The following is a 15,250-nucleotide window of genomic DNA, read 5'->3' on the forward strand; positions in this document are numbered from 1 at the left end:
ATGACGGCTTCTCAACTGACCATTGGTCGCAAGCTCGGCTTGTCTTTTGGCATGGTGCTGCTTTTATTGCTGGGTATTGCCTTGATCGGTTGGAACGGGCTCCATCGGGTCAGCGAGGCCAATACCCATGCGGCCGAGATCTACGAGCAGGCCATCTTCCAGGTGCAAAAGGAGGTGGATCACCTGGTCTGGGTCAACGGTTTGGCCAATGTCTTCGTCCTGGGTAGCCGCTTTACCGGTCAGCTCGATCACACCCGATGCGATTTCGGGCAATGGTATTACGGTTTCAAGGACAGCGCGGCCTATCAGGCGGCAGCAAGTGATTTTCGCCGTACCTTTGATGCCATCGAAATGCCCCATATCCAGCTGCATCAGACCGCGTTGCGCATCCTGCGCACGGTGGAGAACGGCAATACGCAGGCGGCCCTGGCAGTTTACCAGGACCACACGCTGCCTCATCTGGAGACCCTGCGTCGCCTGCTGACGGAGCTTGGTCAGGCACTGGAACGGGAACGGGACCAGGCCATGGAGCAGGCCCGGACTGCGGCATCGACAGCAACGTTCATCATGGCTGTGACCGTCTTGGCGGCCTTGCTGGCGGCGGTGTTGCTGGGCTTCATGCTCACCCGCGGTATCGTGAATCCCCTTCGGCAAACCACGCATCATCTGCGTGCCATCGCCGAAGGTGACGGGGATCTGACCCGACGTCTGCCCGTTTCTGGCAAAGACGAGATCACGGATCTTTCTTCCGCCTTCAACGCCTTTGCCGATCGCATTCATGCCCTGGTACGGCAGGTGGTCGGGGCCTCGGCACAGCTGGCGTCCGCGGCGGAGCAGCTATCGGCCTCCAGTGAAGAGACCCGGGAACAGGTGCAGCGCCAGCAGTCGGAAGTGCAACAGGTGGCCACCGCCATGAACGAGATGGCGGCCACGGTGCAGGAAGTCGCCCGCAATGCCGCCGAGGCCGCCGTCATGGCTCGAACCTCCGATTCCCAGGCGCAGGCCGGGGGGCGTGAGGTGGATGAGTCCATTCGTACCATCCGGGAGTTGGCCGCGGAAGTGGAGCGTACCGCCGTTGTGATTGGACGGCTTTCCAAGGACAGCGACGAGATCGGCAAGATCCTGGATGTCATCCGGGGGATCGCCGAGCAGACCAACTTGCTGGCCCTCAACGCCGCCATCGAAGCGGCCCGGGCCGGCGAGCAGGGGCGGGGGTTTGCGGTGGTCGCCGACGAGGTCAGGACCCTGGCTTCCCGCACCCAGGCTTCCACCAACGACGTCCAGGCGATGATCGAACGCCTCCAGAGTGGAGCCGGCGAGGCGGTTCAGGTCATGGAGCAGGGGCGCGGCAAAGCCCGCCAGGGGGTGGAGCAGGCGGGCAAGGCGGGCGAATCCTTGAACGTCATCACCCGCTCCATCGGCACCATCAATGACATGAATGCTCAGATCGCCAGCGCTGCGGAAGAACAGTCCGCCGTGGCCGAGGAGGTCAACCGCAACGTGGTGAACATCAGTGACGGCGTTGAGCATGCCGCCACCGGTTCCAGGCAGATCGCCGCCGCCAGCGATGAGCTGGCCCGGCTGGCCGCTGAGCTGCAGGAGCGGGTCGGGCAATTCAAGGTTTAGTTTCGTCCGCTTGCCGAAGGCTGTTGTTCTTTGTCACCACGCCCGCTCTTTGCCATGACTCCCGCTCTCCTGCCGGGGTACTCCCGCTCTTTGCCATGACTCCGGCTCCCTTGCCGGGGTACTCCCGCCCCTTGCCATGACTCCCGCCCTCTTGCCGTCACTCCCGCCCCTTGCCGTCACTCCCGCGAAGGCGGGAGTCCAGGGTTTTCACTCCGTTGCCTGGATTCCCGCCTTCGCGGGAATGACGTTTTTGGGGGCGTCTCCGGGAATGACGTGACGGCTTTTGATTGCCGGATTAATAGTCTTGTCGGATCGACGGTTTAACTAATATCTACGCGAGATTACGCAGCAGACATGTACCGGTTTGCAGAGACCGGGGCTTGCCAATGGTGATCCGAGTGAACTCGGGGTAAAGCGCGCCTCCGGCGTCAAGCCAGTGGGCAGTCAGTTTGGTCAAAAGTGGCGCGAAAGTCTATCTAATGATAGAAAACCCCCAGCCTTTCTCCCAGTTCCTTGAGTTTCCTTTTCAGTCGGATTTCATCCAGCAGGAACTTCTCGATTCTCCCGTCATGGGCCTGCAGCCCATGGGCCAGGGCATTGCGCAGGTTGTTCAATTGGCGGAAACCTTCCGCCGAGTGTTTGAGAGTGTCTCGGGCGGTTTCCCGATCTTCATACTGGTTCACCTTGCCCTCACTGCGCAGGACTTCCGCCGAGATCGCCGACTCCAGGGAAAAGATGGCCGCCCGCACATAATCCCCCCGATCCAGATACTGCCGGGCCAGGGCGCCTTCCCAGGCCGCCCGGTCTCGTCGCTTGTACCAGGCCACTCTTTGCTCCAGTTCCCGGCGAAACAGGGTGGCCGCCGGGTCGTCCGCCGGAAAACGATCCGGCTTGCTGGACCATCCCGTGAGTGCCTCGCGCGCCTTCACCGGGTTGTTGGTGCGCTCCAGGAAAGCGGCCCTGGCCAGTTGTTCTCCCGCCGGACCCAACAAAGGGGCAAAGGCACCATAGTCTCCATCCTTGTCGTAAGTATTGAGTGCCTGCAGCCAGTCCGCGATGCCCAACAGACCGATCAGATTGTGTACCGGCGCCTGACCGGTATCCGGGTCATAGGCCCCGTACCAGATTCCGTCGATGCTCGCGCCACGGGCCACTCGCAGATACAGGGCCGCCAGTAGCGCAAGCATGGGCAGGTGCCGGAAACCGTGAGTGACATCGATATGCACCCGGTCATTGGCCTGTACATGGTGGGCCATGATGCTCAGGATGTCCGTCTGTTCCTTCTCGGTGCGACAGTAGGGGATGAGTACCAGGTGCACCTCGCAGCCCAGGTGATCCGCCAGCGGCCTGGTCAGCGGAGCGAGCAGATCCGGTGTCACCCGCTTTTCCTCCACCGCCTGCATCAATCGCAGGTGATCCCCTTCGGGCAGATTCACCCCGTCATCGAACAGGTGATCCCACATACTGCCGGATGTGCCCATGATGATCAGTCGTTCGGCGCCCAGACGCCGACGCAGGGGCCAGCCGAAAAAAGCCGTTGGTTCGGCGTCCATGCCGTCGCCGAAGTCATAGCAGGTGGTGCGATACCGCCCCTCCTGTCTGGGGGCACGGCCGAGGAAGGTGAGGAGTGTGGTCACGGGTGCCTTTCCCTTGGTTATTTTGCTTTGCCTGGCGCATTGGCAAGGCCATCAATGATGACCAAAACCTCCTGGTAAAGCCGTTCCAGTTCATCCTTGAGTTTGCGGGCGGTGGTGGCCTGACCGAATCCACCATGGTTGATGTCATTGCGCAGTTCGGTGATGCGCCCGTAACAGCCCGCCAGTTCACCGGGAATTTGTTGCCGTAATTCCAGGGCGATATCCCGGTATTCTGCCAGTTCATGTTCCCATGCTTCCGGCGGTGGGGGCTGTTTGGCTGACAGTACCCCCATGAGCCTTGAAATCAGGGTTCGGCGCTTGGTCTGTGCGGCCTGCTCATCCCGTGTGTCGCTTCGTACCTGCTCCAGCAGTGGCTGATTGGCGTCAACCATCAGGCTGATGATGCCCTCCTGCAGCAGTGTATAGCCTTGCTGGATCTGGCCATGCCGATGGCACCAGGCCACCGCGCGCAGCACGTTCAGGGGAGAGGCATCCTCCCAGTCCTTGAGTTCGCCGGTCAGCTTGTCAATGACCGGACGTAGAGGGGGAAGAAAGTCTTCGCGAACCTGGGCCAGTGGATCGGTGATGCGGGACTTCACCATGAGCCGAGTCAGTTCCCGCCCGCGCACCGTGCTGATGGCCTGACCCAATTCATCCAGGGCACGGCTTGCCTTTTCCAGCGCCTTCGCTGTCGCATCCTTACCCCGGGTGTCCCTCAGCACCGGCTGGGTATGCCGGTTGACCAGCGCGATCACCTCGCCTGGGTCGCCCGAGCGAATGAGCCGGTCAATGCCGATGCTCCAGTCGAACAGCGTCAGAAACGGGGTCAGATCCAGGATCGGGGCATTGCGCTCGGCCATGGGCATGTCTTGCACCACGGCGGGGCTGCCCAGTTTTTCAAAGGCACCGTAATGCACCCCGGCCAATTGAACACCTCGGGTGACCTTGAGGTACTGGATCAGAACAGTGAACAGCATGGGTAGGAAGCGAAACGAGTGGGTGATGTCAAAACTGATTTCATCTCCTTCGCCGACTTCCACCGAGAGTCGCTCAAAGATCTCCCACAACTCGGCCTCGCCCGTGATATCGGGCAGGTCGATCACCTCCACGGGGATCGATTCCGACCAGCCGGAGGCGGCGAGCTCTTCCTCAAAGGCGCTCAGATTCCTGGCTCTGGCGCCGGCGGTGCAGCCAAGAAGGATCCGGTCCCCCGGCTTAAAATGTCCGCACTTCAGATGGAGTAGGGCAGTCTGGATGAAGCGTACATTCTCCATGCGTGAAGGGGCGGGTTCGTCCGTATCCATGAAATAGTGGCAAGGGACGTAATTGCCGGTTCCAAGAAAGGAAATGAAAAGCCTGGCCATCGTATGAACTCCTGTCATATGTGATGCCTGAAAACAGCCATCACTCCACAATACGGATCTGCTCCGGTGTCAACCCAAGACGATACTTGCGCGGACGTGAGCCGCCATCCTGGACTTTGTAGGTGTCGAATGACGGACCGAGTTGGGTGCGAAGACTTTTGTGCAGTCGGGAGAGTAACTGCGAAAAGTAATGGCCGTCCATGCCCTTGCTCAAGGCATTTTCCGTCATTTCGTTGTCCGCCATCGGCGTCTTCTGCACTGCCTGCAGGGCTTCTAGATAGCGGTCACGCCATGCCGCATCGGGGACTTCCTTGCAAGGGGCTTCCAGCGGGGGAAGACTGTCCATGGCGCGCCTTGCAAACAGCACATACAGGGCCATCTGGGTGGGGGGGAGCTGGATATTCCGCCTGCCCAGGGTGAGGCTTCTTTCCGGCAAACGGATGACCAGGCTGGGCGGCGCAAAGGCCTCGCGGGCATTTTCCACGACTTCACGGTAGGTGACCCGACCTTCCATCAACCGGGTATCCAGGCCATGCCGAAGACCGACGAAAGGAATGTCGGCGAGGGTGACCGTCGCTTCCCTGGCATCCACGGGACCATGCTTGGGGAGATTGAGTACCCGTGATTGACGACTGGGGTAGAAAAAATCCCAGGTGGATTCAAAGGGCTCGGATACCAGCACGTGGGAGAGCCGATCCTGGGGACGGCCGAACAGAGACAGGGCATAACCCAGAAAAAATCCCATGGTCTTGCGCCCGCCGGCGATGGACACATGAAGCGCGGAATGTTCGTCTTCGGTCAGGCGACGCACGGTGTCAGTGATCTGGTCGGCGGCGGCCAGATTGTCTGCCGGTGAACGGATATCCTCCAGAGGGCGGCCATCAGGATCCTGAATGATCTGGATATGCGCTTCGGTGAAGGTCATGTCCGGTAGTTCGTATTCGCGACACAAACGGTCAAACCAGCCCGGTTCCTGGGACAGCAATGACAGCCGGGCGCGCTTGGCCCCTTCCAGGGTCGTGAGCAGATGGATTTCCGTGGGCAGAAATCCGGGCGGATCGGCCATCGCCAGCGCATAGAGGGTTTCGGTGACGATCTGGGGAGAAAGCCCGGTCACTGCCAGAAGGATGCGCCTGGGATAATTTGCCGGGTTGTGGTGTGTGGGGTGCATGGCATTCCAGCCTTAGATCAGATGTTTTACGTTGATCGGTATGGGGGTATTGCCAATGGTCACCGGCTGTTCCCCTGGTTCCAGGTCAAGATCGAGCACCGCAATGCCTTTCTCGTCCACCAGTTCGTCCAGCCAGCGGGTGTTCAGTTTGGACGATGACTTGCAGACCTGTCTGCGCAGGGCCAGGATCATCCCGTCCCTTGCCCGAGTCATTCCCACATAAAGCAAACGCCTGGCCTCATCTCCAGCCCGGTCGATGGCTTCCCGGTGTTCGGGATGGCTGGATAGACGCTGTTCCAGGGGGGCAAAGCGTTGCTGGGTGCCAAATGGCCAAGGCCAGTAGTGGATGGTTCGACCGGCCAGTGGATGGTTCAGATCCAGCTCGGTTGAAGCCGCCATGCTCACGCCAAAACCCGATCCCGATATTTCCCGATCCAGATCGGTCAATATCACCACCGGCCATTCAAGTCCCTTGGCGCCATGATAGGTGATAACCTGGACCGATTGATCGCCCTGCAAAGGGGGTTGCCTGGTTTCGTCCCGTTGCAGATGGCGGATCAGACCCGCCAGGGTCGCCGGTCGGTGGTAAAGCCGACAGCGCGCCTCATAGGCCAGAAAACAGCCTCGCAGGGCATCCAGATTGGCCATCCGTCGCAGGGGGCGGTGCCATGCCTGTACCGTGGGAATCAGGTGGATGGCTTCCATGGCCATGAGCAGTGCGTCGGTGGGTGAGGCCTTGACGGCCCACCGGGATCGGGAATCCTCCAGTGCCTGGATCAGCGGATCCCGGCGCCAGTGATCAAGGGCCCGGGCATCGTCGGTGATCAATGCTTCCAGCCATGATGCGTTGGCAGGGTGTTGGCGTGAAAGCGCCACGATTTCCGCAAGCGCCAGCGTGTCGCCGGCGTCCTGCCAGTAGCGCAGGGCAGCCAGGGCCAGACGGCATTCGGTGGCTTCCATCAGGCGGCCCTGCTGTGCCGAGGCGGGAATGCCCGCTGCCTCCAGAGCCGCGGCCACTGACTGACAGTGGCTATTCTGAAAACACAGCACTGCCAGGTCGCCGGGCTGTAGTTCCGGGCGTTGTTCCAGCAACTGGACGATGCCTTTCACCAATGCCCGGTTCGCCTCATTGCCACTGCGGCCATGCAGATGCCAGGCTTCGAGCCATCCACCCTCCGCATCCTTGCCCGGCGGCAGATCAAGGGAGATATCCTCTGCGCTGCGTTCATGGAATACCCGGGTGAAGACGGCATTGCAGAAGTCCACCAGACGTGCCCTTGAGCGCCATGAAGTGGTCAGGGACTGCGTCTGTCGCACTTGGGTGGTGATCTGATCCATCAAGGGGTAGTCGGCGCCGCGAAAGCCATAGATTGCCTGTTTGGGGTCGCCAACCCATACCGAGCGGCCCACCCGGTTATCCAGTGCCAGGAACAGGGCAAGCTGGATGGGGCTGGTGTCCTGGAATTCATCCACCAGAATCTGTTGTACACGGGCATGGATGGCTTCCCGGAAATCGGCGTGTTGCTCCATCATGGACAGGATCAGGTTTTCCTGGTCAATAAAATCCACCAGACCATGGCGCCGTTTATAGTCCTGATATAGATCCAGTGCCTGCGTGGCGCAGTCGAAGATGCCGTGTATCAGAGTCTGCAGATCCTCATGCAATCCGGGATGGGAGAGCACCTGTTCACCCAGAGCCTTGAGGGGGGCCACCCAGTGTCGCCCTTCCTTGGCCGGTGTGAGCTTGGCAAACCGCACCCATTCCGTCCAGGCCAGTGCTTCGCCGCGATGGACCCTGTTCAGGCAGGGTTGAACGACCCGGAGGGCTTCCTGTGTGGCTTTTTTCGTTGAGCGCAGGTTCAGCAGGGCGGAAACGGTTTCCGGCAGGATGGTATCAAGCTGTTGGTCAGGGGATGCCATGTCCGCCGACCCCAGTGCCTTGGCCAGTCCTTGCCAGGATTGTTGCGCACTTTGCCGGAGCTGAGCCTCATTCATGAGGTTGCTCCTGGCCAGGGATACCACGGCCATGACATCGTCGCGCCAGTCGGGACGGCGGGCATGGCCTGAACCGCCGCCATCCCTTTCCAGGCGCCGTGCGACCGGTTCCAGTCGCACGGCATGTTGCTCCAGTGCTTCCGCGGTGGCGATGCGAAACAGGTCACTGGATTCCTGTTCATCCAGCACCTGCAGGCGGGGTGAAAGACCCGCTTCCATGGCGTACTCGCACAGCAAGCGATGGCAGACACTGTTCACCGTGCCGACCAGGCCGCCCAGCACAGCCTGGGCAGCGTCTGTCTTTCCGGAAGCAAACAAGGCGCGGCGCAGACGTTGTCGAATGTCTGTTGCCGCCCGATGGGTGAACGTGGTGATCAGCAGGCCGTCGGCGGGCAGTCCCGTATCCAGAGCCGAGAGTGCTTCCCCGACCAGATGGAAGGTTTTGCCCGTGCCGGCACCGGCATTGATGAGTTTGATGCCATTCATGCTTCATCTCTCCGGTTGAGGCCGCACAATGCGTCAAATTCACAGAAATGACAGGGTGGCGGCAGGTGTAGGCCCGTATCCTCTTCCGGTTGCTGATCCGGATGGGGTTCATCACCCTCGTTCGTCATCTCGGGGGTGTGCTGGGTGGCCCATGCACGGATGCCACTGGCCTCCAGGCGGCCTTCCTGCCATGCGGCCATGCGCTCCTGCAAGGTGACCCAGGCCCGTTCCCAGATGACTTGCGGGTTTACCCCGGCAGGGGCGGGTGTTGCCGGATCGTTGAAGCCGGCGTCAAGGTATTCGCACTGGTTCAGCATGAAGTAGCCCGCCCCCACGTTTGGTGATTCCGGGTCCGTACCGAGCAACCAGGCGTACATGGCCAGTTGCAGCGCCTCACCGCGATCGATTTCCTCGCGCAGGTAGCGGTCCGAGCCTGACCATTTGAGGTCCAGCACATGGCGACGCCCCAGTCCATCCGCCAGGATCAGATCGGCTCGACCGGAAAAACCGATGTCTCCCGCCAGACCGGACAGCGCGCATTCCACGGATTCGATCCGTTGCCCGGTCTTGCGTAGATGATCAAAGAGATGAAAGGCCGAATTTGTTGCCGCCTGTCTGGCTCGTTCCAGACGTATTTCCTGTCCGGGCAAGATCAGTTCTGGAGCCAATATGGAAGCCCAGTAATCAAACAGAAGCATCGCCCGATCCGCGGCTTGCCGTGGCGTGAACCGGCTCGCATGAGGGTGACTGCACAAAGATTCAATCACCCGGTGGCATAGCCTTCCCTGAACCGACGCATCGCTTTGGCGCGCCAGCAGGGCAGGGCCGACCAGTCCGACCTGGTGTTGCAGGCACCATTTCATCGGGCAAGCCAGAAAATCCCGTAAGGTGCTGTAGGAAAAATGCGTCGGACGACGAGTGACCCCGGCAGGCAGTTGATGGATGGCCCGTGGCGGGGAAAGCGGCTGATCCGACGTGGGTGCCACGATCACCCTCCGGCCCATCACCCAAGGGGAATGGGGCTGCAGCAATTCATCGCAGTGGCAGTCGCGGATGGGGGTAAGGCTTTGCAACTCATCCAAAAATGGGTGATTGCCCGTATCCATGCCTGCCGTTCTTTCCGGTTGTACCAGCAGCAGATGATTCCGGCAGCGTGACAAGGCCTGTCTCCATGCGTGGGATTCCAAGTGGAACGTGTCCGTGGGTAGCGTGGGTTGCAGACCATGTGACCGCATGGCCTTGAGTTCCGCGTCGGTCCAGCGATCAATTTCCTGAGGGTGCCGAGGCGCGGTGAATCCCCAGCAGATCAAGGTTTCGCAACTCTCCAGCAGTTGCCCCGGATGGTTCAGCACTTGTCCGGTGGTTTCCACCGGCGCAACCGGCGCGCCTGCCAACGACTCGTTGATGCTGTGGAGCATGCGTTCCAGTCGCGTACGGGGAATCCTGTTCTGACCCTCGCTGATGGCCAGCAATGCATGGGCCTGATCCGTCAGGTCTGTCCTGATGGACGGGTCCAGTTCGCAGGATGCGATCCAGTCCAGTATCCAGCGACAACGCATGGCTACCGCTTCCACGGGGGCCCCCGGTTCCGGTGCGTGTCGGTCCAGCATCAACTGGTGGTGCAATATCCTGATTTCATGCCGGATCTGTTCACGGTCGCCGTCGATGCCGGCCTTCCAGCCCAGGTTCATGGCTTGACGTTCTATCCTTTCCCACGCCTTTTTCCAGGCAGGACCACCTACGCCGGGTTCATTTTCCAGAGCCTGGACCAGTGTAGAACGCACGAAATCGGGAATGGGAGAGCAATCCATCAACAGCAACGGGTAAAACGCTTCCGTATCCAGGGGGGCCCAGAGGTTTGCAAGCAGCAGAGGCAAAATCTGCAGGTGTGCCGACAGTGACGAAACACGAGCCTGCCCCAGTCCTGGCAGTCCCCGGCGCTGCAAGGCCTGATCCAGGATGAGGGAATCCTCAAGGCACAGGAGGCTCACTGTTTCATTGTGTTTCGTCGAAGCGGCAAGCCATGCCGCCACATACTCCGCGCACTGCCATTCATTCCTGCCCAGAACTCTGACCACGGCATCCTTGCCCACCTCGGGGTGCTCCGGTGGATATCCCCGGGGCAGGCCCGCCGGCTGCGAAATCGGGAATGCATGATCCAGAATGAGGGTATTGCCCGCGGCCAGGGCGTCCACGATGCGTCGCCAGGGATAGGGCAGCAGGGAGTAGGGCGTCTGCAGCCGAAGGCACTGAATACCGCACTGCCGGCCCTGTAAAAGCGCATCCTGCACCTTTCGTAGGCGTTCCGCTTCTCCGGCAAGGTCTGTCCCCGGCAGATTGGACAAGGCCCGTAGACGAGGGGAGCCATCCAGAGGGGTAATGCCGTCCCATCCCGCCTGTATCAAGCGATCCCTGGCGTCCAGAAGATATTCCGCGGTTGCCCAGGGATCCGCTGAATATGAACGGACCCACCAAGGATCGGGGTTGCCCATCGCCTGCATGCCGCGAAGACATGCTGCGATACGGACAGGTCTGGAGAATAACGCGCCAGCCAGATCAAGACGGTTTTCCAGCAGGGACAGCAGCCTTTTCGGACCCATCCCGAGCCGGCCTGCGAATGCCGTTTCGGTACGCCGGGGCATCCCATCCAGGTAAAGGCCAAAGGTGATCTGCATGTTTTGTATCGCTCCGTGCTGTCCGAGTGCAGGAGAGTGTGCACCTCGGCACGGCGCCATGAAGACGCGGCAAGCTTGCCATCCATTCCGTTGGGGTTATCCACGTTCATACTGCCATCCAGTGATCCGGATGCCCGGGAGTGACCTGGATGGCGAAACGGGATTTTTACCTGGCGGCGTATGACGTCTCGGAGCGGGGCCGGCTGTCCGCCGCCCTGTCCCTGGTCAGGGCCTATGCCACGGGTGGGCAGAAGTCAGTCCACGAGGTATTCCTGACGGATGCCGAGCGTCGCGAACTGCTTCATGACATGGCCCTGATCCTGGATGAGGAAGAAGACCGCTTCCTGCTGCTGCGTTTGGACCCGCGCGGGCGTGTGCATACCTTGGGCAAGGGCACGCAGCCCCACGACCCCACACTCTTTTATATGGGATGACAGTCATGGCGACCTTGTTTCTGGACAGAGCTCAACTGGAACTGCGTGTCGATGGGGAGGCCCTGGCGCTCTATGAAGGGGGCGAGCGCCGGGGTACCGTGCCGATGAAACTGCTGGAGCGCGTCGTGATCCAGGGGCGACAGACCCGGTTGGAATCCGGCGTCCTGGGTCGTTTGGGAGAATTCGGGGCAACCACACTCATCATGAGTCCCAGGGCACATCGTCGTCTGGCATTGGTGCTGGGACCAAAACACAACGACGCAGGCATTCGCATCGCCCAGGTCCATCGATTGATGGATGACGCCTTCTGCCTTGCCTGGAGCCGGGATCTGGTGCAGGCCAAATTACATCGGCAGTTGCGTCTGCTGAATCGTGCAGTGCTGGCAAGACCGGATGTCCGTCGGGCGCTCACGGGCGCGAGTGAAAGCTTGGGGCGTATCCAGGTGGAACTCTCTGATGGCGAGGTGAATATCGTCCGTCTAAGGGGGCTGGAGGGTGCCGCCGCCCGGGCCTCATTTCAGGGATTGACTGCCCTGTTTGCACCTTCATTGAACTTCACGGGCAGAAATCGACGCCCGCCCAGAGATCCGGTGAACGCCTGCCTTTCCCTGGCCTATACCCTGCTGCACTTTGATGCCGTGCGGGCCGCCCATGTGGCAGGTCTGGACCCCTTGATCGGGTTTTATCACCGTCCCAGCATAGGCAGGGAGTCGCTGGCCAGCGATCTGATCGAACCCATGCGACCCGTGATCGACGAGTGGGTCTGGGCCCTGTTCCGAAACGAAGTACTCCGGGTGAGTCACTTCAGCCAGGATGGCGATGCCTGTCTCCTGGGCAAAGCGGGGCGGCAGAGATTCTACGAACACTGGGAAGCCCGGAGCACCGCCCATCGCCGATGGCTCAGGGCGCGTTGCAGCAAGCTGGCCCGCTATCTGCGGGATGAAGGTCGGCAATGGCTTGAAAGCCCCTTTGAAGAGGCATGAAACATCATGGCGACTCGATCCATCCCATCATCACGGCCGCGAATGGCGGTTCCCGACCGCAAGCCACTTTATCTGCTGGGACCGGAAGCCCGGGAAGTCCGTGCACGTCCGACCAGTCTCTGGATCAGGGGAGCGAATGCCGCGGTAAATCTACCGCTTTCCAGGCTGGAGCGCATTGTCTCGGGAGGGCGAGTGCGATGGGATTCCGAAGCCATCTGCCGCTGTTTGGAACATGGCATCCCCATCACATGGGTGACGGATGATCATCAAGTGGCGGGTACGGTCTATCCGCCCAGGCATCAGGGCAGTCTTCTCCACGATGCGTTGCAGATGTATCTCCAGCGCTGTGAATGGCAGATCCTGCATGAAAACTGGATTGCCCACCGGCGCATGGAGGTATTGCTGACCTGGCGCGGCAGGATGCGTGTGGCTGGTCGGGAAGTGTCCGCATCGGGATTCGAACAATTGCAGCGCGATTATGTGCGTCATAACCGTTTGCCGTTATTGTTCGTGGACGAGGCCCATGTCTGGTGCCATAACCTGGTCTGCCGCCATCTGCACATGGAGGGACTGGAACCGGTCTACTGGGGCTTTGGTGGCGAGGCCATGAATCTGGCCACGGATCTTGCCGATCTGTTCTGGGCGGAAATGAATCTGTGCTGCGGCACCTTGCCGGCGGAAGTGGAAGAGGGTGCCGAGGCGGTCCTGATGTTCGAGAGCTGGGCGGCGAGACACGAGGTGCGGATCCACCATCATCTGGGGGATCTCAAACGCCATGTGCAGGTGGAGAATCATTCATGAGCCAGACCAAGCCCCGGGCCTGGCTGATCTGCTACGACATCGCCGATCGAGGCCGCCTTGGGCGGCTGCACCGGTTCCTCAAAAAGCATGCCCAACCGGTGCAGTACTCGGTATTCCACTTTGAAGGCAGCAGCGCCCAATTGGGGCGCCTGATGCAGGATATCAAGACCTACATCAAGCCGAAGGAAGACGATGTGCGGGCGTACCCCATACCGGAGAAGGTACAGCTATACACCTTGGGCAGGGGGGTACTGCCGGATAACCTGCATCTGGAGTCTTCCCGCAGCCCCGGGTTGGCCCGCCTGGTGCGGCCTGGGGAATGAATGTGGTTGGTCTATCTGGAATCCGGATTTACCGCAGCTTGTTGGTGAGATGGATTGTGGGCTACGATGAGCCTGTAGTCAGTCAAGGACACTCTGTTTTGGACCATCGCTCGGCGATTTCTGGTTTCTTTGCGAACCCCATTCGTAATTCATTGATTATGAATGCCTATTGGCGTCGAGCACTCGGAAAGTAGACCCTGATGAAGAAGGGATTAAGACGAGCATTTCAGTCAGTTGACGCTTGATCTGGCTCGGAAAGTAGACCCTGATGAAGAAGGGATTAAGACGACGGCACATACAGGAAGGTCCGGGCACGCAACCTCGGAAAGTAGACCCTGATGAAGAAGGGATTAAGACTGCGCCGCCGATTCAATGTCGGCATCCTCCGGGCTCGGAAAGTAGACCCTGATGAAGAAGGGATTAAGACCCCTGGTACTGGGCCATCAAGTGCCGAAGCAGGCCTCGGAAAGTAGACCCTGATGAAGAAGGGATTAAGACAACCAGGGCCTCGTGGACTTCTTCGACTGCCTCCCTCGGAAAGTAGACCCTGATGAAGAAGGGATTAAGACCGCTCAAGTGAGCCCTTGTTCTTTCATTCGCCGCCTCGGAAAGTAGACCCTGATGAAGAAGGGATTAAGACCGATCGCGCGAAAAACGATTGCGCTGTTTTCTGCGCTCGGAAAGTAGACCCTGATGAAGAAGGGATTAAGACAAAACGATTGCGCTGTTTTCTGCGTTCTTTACGCTCGGAAAGTAGACCCTGATGAAGAAGGGATTAAGACTTTTTCAAGACTGTATACGTTGTCCCCGTCATAGCTCGGAAAGTAGACCCTGATGAAGAAGGGATTAAGACATAGCGCGGAGAACGATAGTATTGTTTTCGGCACTCGGAAAGTAGACCCTGATGAAGAAGGGATTAAGACCTCGTCCGAGAGCGCCTTCAGGGCGGCGATATCCTCGGAAAGTAGACCCTGATGAAGAAGGGATTAAGACCCCAGCGTTCCTGTCATAAGGGGGTGCAGTGGGCTCGGAAAGTAGACCCTGATGAAGAAGGGATTAAGACTGTTCCTGTCACTCCCCGCCCGCCGGTCCGACACTCGGAAAGTAGACCCTGATGAAGAAGGGATTAAGACGTGACCGGCCTCGTGCAGTTGAGTGGTATCGTACTCGGAAAGTAGACCCTGATGAAGAAGGGATTAAGACCTACTTTCTTCGCATTCGTCCCGACACCACGATCTCGGAAAGTAGACCCTGATGAAGAAGGGATTAAGACGCTTGTTGAGCATAACTATTGGAGAGATTATCTCGGAAAGTAGACCCTGATGAAGAAGGGATTAAGACGTCTCAAGATCTACGCAACAGATCGCGTTTGTCCTCGGAAAGTAGACCCTGATGAAGAAGGGATTAAGACGTCTCAAGATCTACGCAACAGATCGCGTTTGTCCTCGGAAAGTAGACCCTGATGAAGAAGGGATTAAGACATGGCTTGAATTGCCGCGTTCTGTTCCATTTGGCTCGGAAAGTAGACCCTGATGAAGAAGGGATTAAGACGCCTCGCCGGTACCCACAAAGGCCCGAAATGCCTCGGAAAGTAGACCCTGATGAAGAAGGGATTAAGACGTCCTCATTAAGTGAATGTATGGGTCAGAACGTCTCGGAAAGTAGACCCTGATGAAGAAGGGATTAAGACATTAAGACGTAAGGACAGGGCTCACCACCAAACTCGGAAAGTAGACCCTGATGAAGAAGGGATTA

The 15,250-nt window shown here is 59.4% G+C and carries 10 protein-coding genes and 1 CRISPR repeat array (1 of these 11 running past the window's edge); of the genes, 5 read left to right on the top strand and 5 right to left on the bottom strand.

Annotated features, from left to right (window positions below; genetic code table 11):
- The gene (locus tag ACLF6L_RS05860) at nt 1-1,626 is read left to right on the top strand and encodes a methyl-accepting chemotaxis protein (protein ID WP_238629498.1); all 1,626 of its coding nucleotides are present in this window, start codon (nt 1-3) and stop codon (nt 1,624-1,626) included.
- 476 nt (nt 1,627-2,102) lie between these two features.
- Here ACLF6L_RS05860 and csx2 (ACLF6L_RS05865) read toward each other — a convergent pair whose 3' ends face one another.
- The 5 genes from csx2 (ACLF6L_RS05865) to ACLF6L_RS05885 are packed head-to-tail and all read right to left on the bottom strand — an operon-like array spanning nt 2,103 to nt 10,570.
- The gene (csx2, locus tag ACLF6L_RS05865) at nt 2,103-3,263 is read right to left on the bottom strand and encodes a TIGR02221 family CRISPR-associated protein (RefSeq protein ID WP_412852561.1); all 1,161 of its coding nucleotides are present in this window, start codon (nt 3,261-3,263) and stop codon (nt 2,103-2,105) included.
- Nucleotides 3,264-3,280: 17 nt separating this feature from the next.
- Nucleotides 3,281-4,627 (bottom strand): TIGR02221 family CRISPR-associated protein, encoded by a 1,347-nt coding sequence (gene csx2 / locus ACLF6L_RS05870; RefSeq protein WP_412852562.1) that lies wholly within the window; start codon nt 4,625-4,627, stop codon nt 3,281-3,283.
- Between the two features lie 40 nt (nt 4,628-4,667).
- Nucleotides 4,668-5,798, bottom strand: coding sequence for a CRISPR-associated ring nuclease Csm6 (gene csm6, locus ACLF6L_RS05875; protein WP_412852563.1), 1,131 nt, complete (start codon nt 5,796-5,798; stop codon nt 4,668-4,670).
- Between the two features lie 12 nt (nt 5,799-5,810).
- Entirely contained in the window at nt 5,811-8,279 is a 2,469-nt protein-coding gene (locus tag ACLF6L_RS05880) for a UvrD-helicase domain-containing protein (RefSeq protein ID WP_412852564.1), read from the bottom strand.
- Entirely contained in the window at nt 8,276-10,570 is a 2,295-nt protein-coding gene (locus ACLF6L_RS05885) for a PD-(D/E)XK nuclease family protein (RefSeq protein ID WP_412852565.1), read from the bottom strand. Before ACLF6L_RS05885 ends, ACLF6L_RS05880 begins: the two co-directional genes overlap by 4 nt.
- A gap of 533 nt (nt 10,571-11,103) precedes the next feature.
- Here ACLF6L_RS05885 and ACLF6L_RS05890 point away from each other — a divergent pair.
- Genes ACLF6L_RS05890 through cas2 form a run of 4 tightly spaced genes read left to right on the top strand, consistent with a single transcriptional unit; the run spans nt 11,104 to nt 13,495 of the window.
- Nucleotides 11,104-11,388, top strand: a complete 285-nt coding sequence (locus ACLF6L_RS05890) for a CRISPR-associated protein Cas2 (RefSeq protein ID WP_412852566.1) — start codon at nt 11,104-11,106, stop codon at nt 11,386-11,388.
- 5 nt (nt 11,389-11,393) lie between these two features.
- A complete protein-coding gene (gene cas1, locus ACLF6L_RS05895) occupies nt 11,394-12,371 on the top strand; it encodes a CRISPR-associated endonuclease Cas1 (RefSeq protein WP_238623365.1) in 978 nt (325 codons plus the stop codon).
- 42 nt (nt 12,372-12,413) lie between these two features.
- On the top strand, nt 12,414-13,172 hold the full coding sequence (locus ACLF6L_RS05900; RefSeq protein ID WP_238623565.1) for a CRISPR-associated endonuclease Cas1: 759 nt from the start codon (nt 12,414-12,416) through the stop codon (nt 13,170-13,172).
- Nucleotides 13,169-13,495, top strand: a complete 327-nt coding sequence (gene cas2, locus ACLF6L_RS05905; RefSeq protein WP_200172521.1) for a CRISPR-associated endonuclease Cas2 — start codon at nt 13,169-13,171, stop codon at nt 13,493-13,495. Before ACLF6L_RS05900 ends, cas2 begins: the two co-directional genes overlap by 4 nt.
- 182 nt (nt 13,496-13,677) lie before the next feature.
- A CRISPR array of direct repeats spans nt 13,678-15,250; the repeat unit is 37 nt; unit sequence CTCGGAAAGTAGACCCTGATGAAGAAGGGATTAAGAC; it runs 2,669 nt beyond the window's last position.

This window comes from Ectothiorhodospira shaposhnikovii (assembly GCF_047222355.1).
Classification (GTDB): domain Bacteria; phylum Pseudomonadota; class Gammaproteobacteria; order Ectothiorhodospirales; family Ectothiorhodospiraceae; genus Ectothiorhodospira.

What these genes read in the sequence shown, in the direction of transcription:
- ACLF6L_RS05860 (WP_238629498.1), top strand. Translation starts at nt 1, where the DNA reads ATGACGGCTTCTCAACTGACCATTGGTCGCAAGCTCGGCTTGTCTTTT.
- csx2 (WP_412852562.1), bottom strand. Translation starts at nt 4,627, where the DNA reads ATGGCCAGGCTTTTCATTTCCTTTCTTGGAACCGGCAATTACGTCCCT.
- csm6 (WP_412852563.1), bottom strand. Translation starts at nt 5,798, where the DNA reads ATGCACCCCACACACCACAACCCGGCAAATTATCCCAGGCGCATCCTT.
- ACLF6L_RS05880 (WP_412852564.1), bottom strand. Translation starts at nt 8,279, where the DNA reads ATGAATGGCATCAAACTCATCAATGCCGGTGCCGGCACGGGCAAAACC.
- ACLF6L_RS05890 (WP_412852566.1), top strand. Translation starts at nt 11,104, where the DNA reads ATGGCGAAACGGGATTTTTACCTGGCGGCGTATGACGTCTCGGAGCGG.
- cas1 (WP_238623365.1), top strand. Translation starts at nt 11,394, where the DNA reads ATGGCGACCTTGTTTCTGGACAGAGCTCAACTGGAACTGCGTGTCGAT.
- ACLF6L_RS05900 (WP_238623565.1), top strand. Translation starts at nt 12,414, where the DNA reads ATGGCGGTTCCCGACCGCAAGCCACTTTATCTGCTGGGACCGGAAGCC.
- cas2 (WP_200172521.1), top strand. Translation starts at nt 13,169, where the DNA reads ATGAGCCAGACCAAGCCCCGGGCCTGGCTGATCTGCTACGACATCGCC.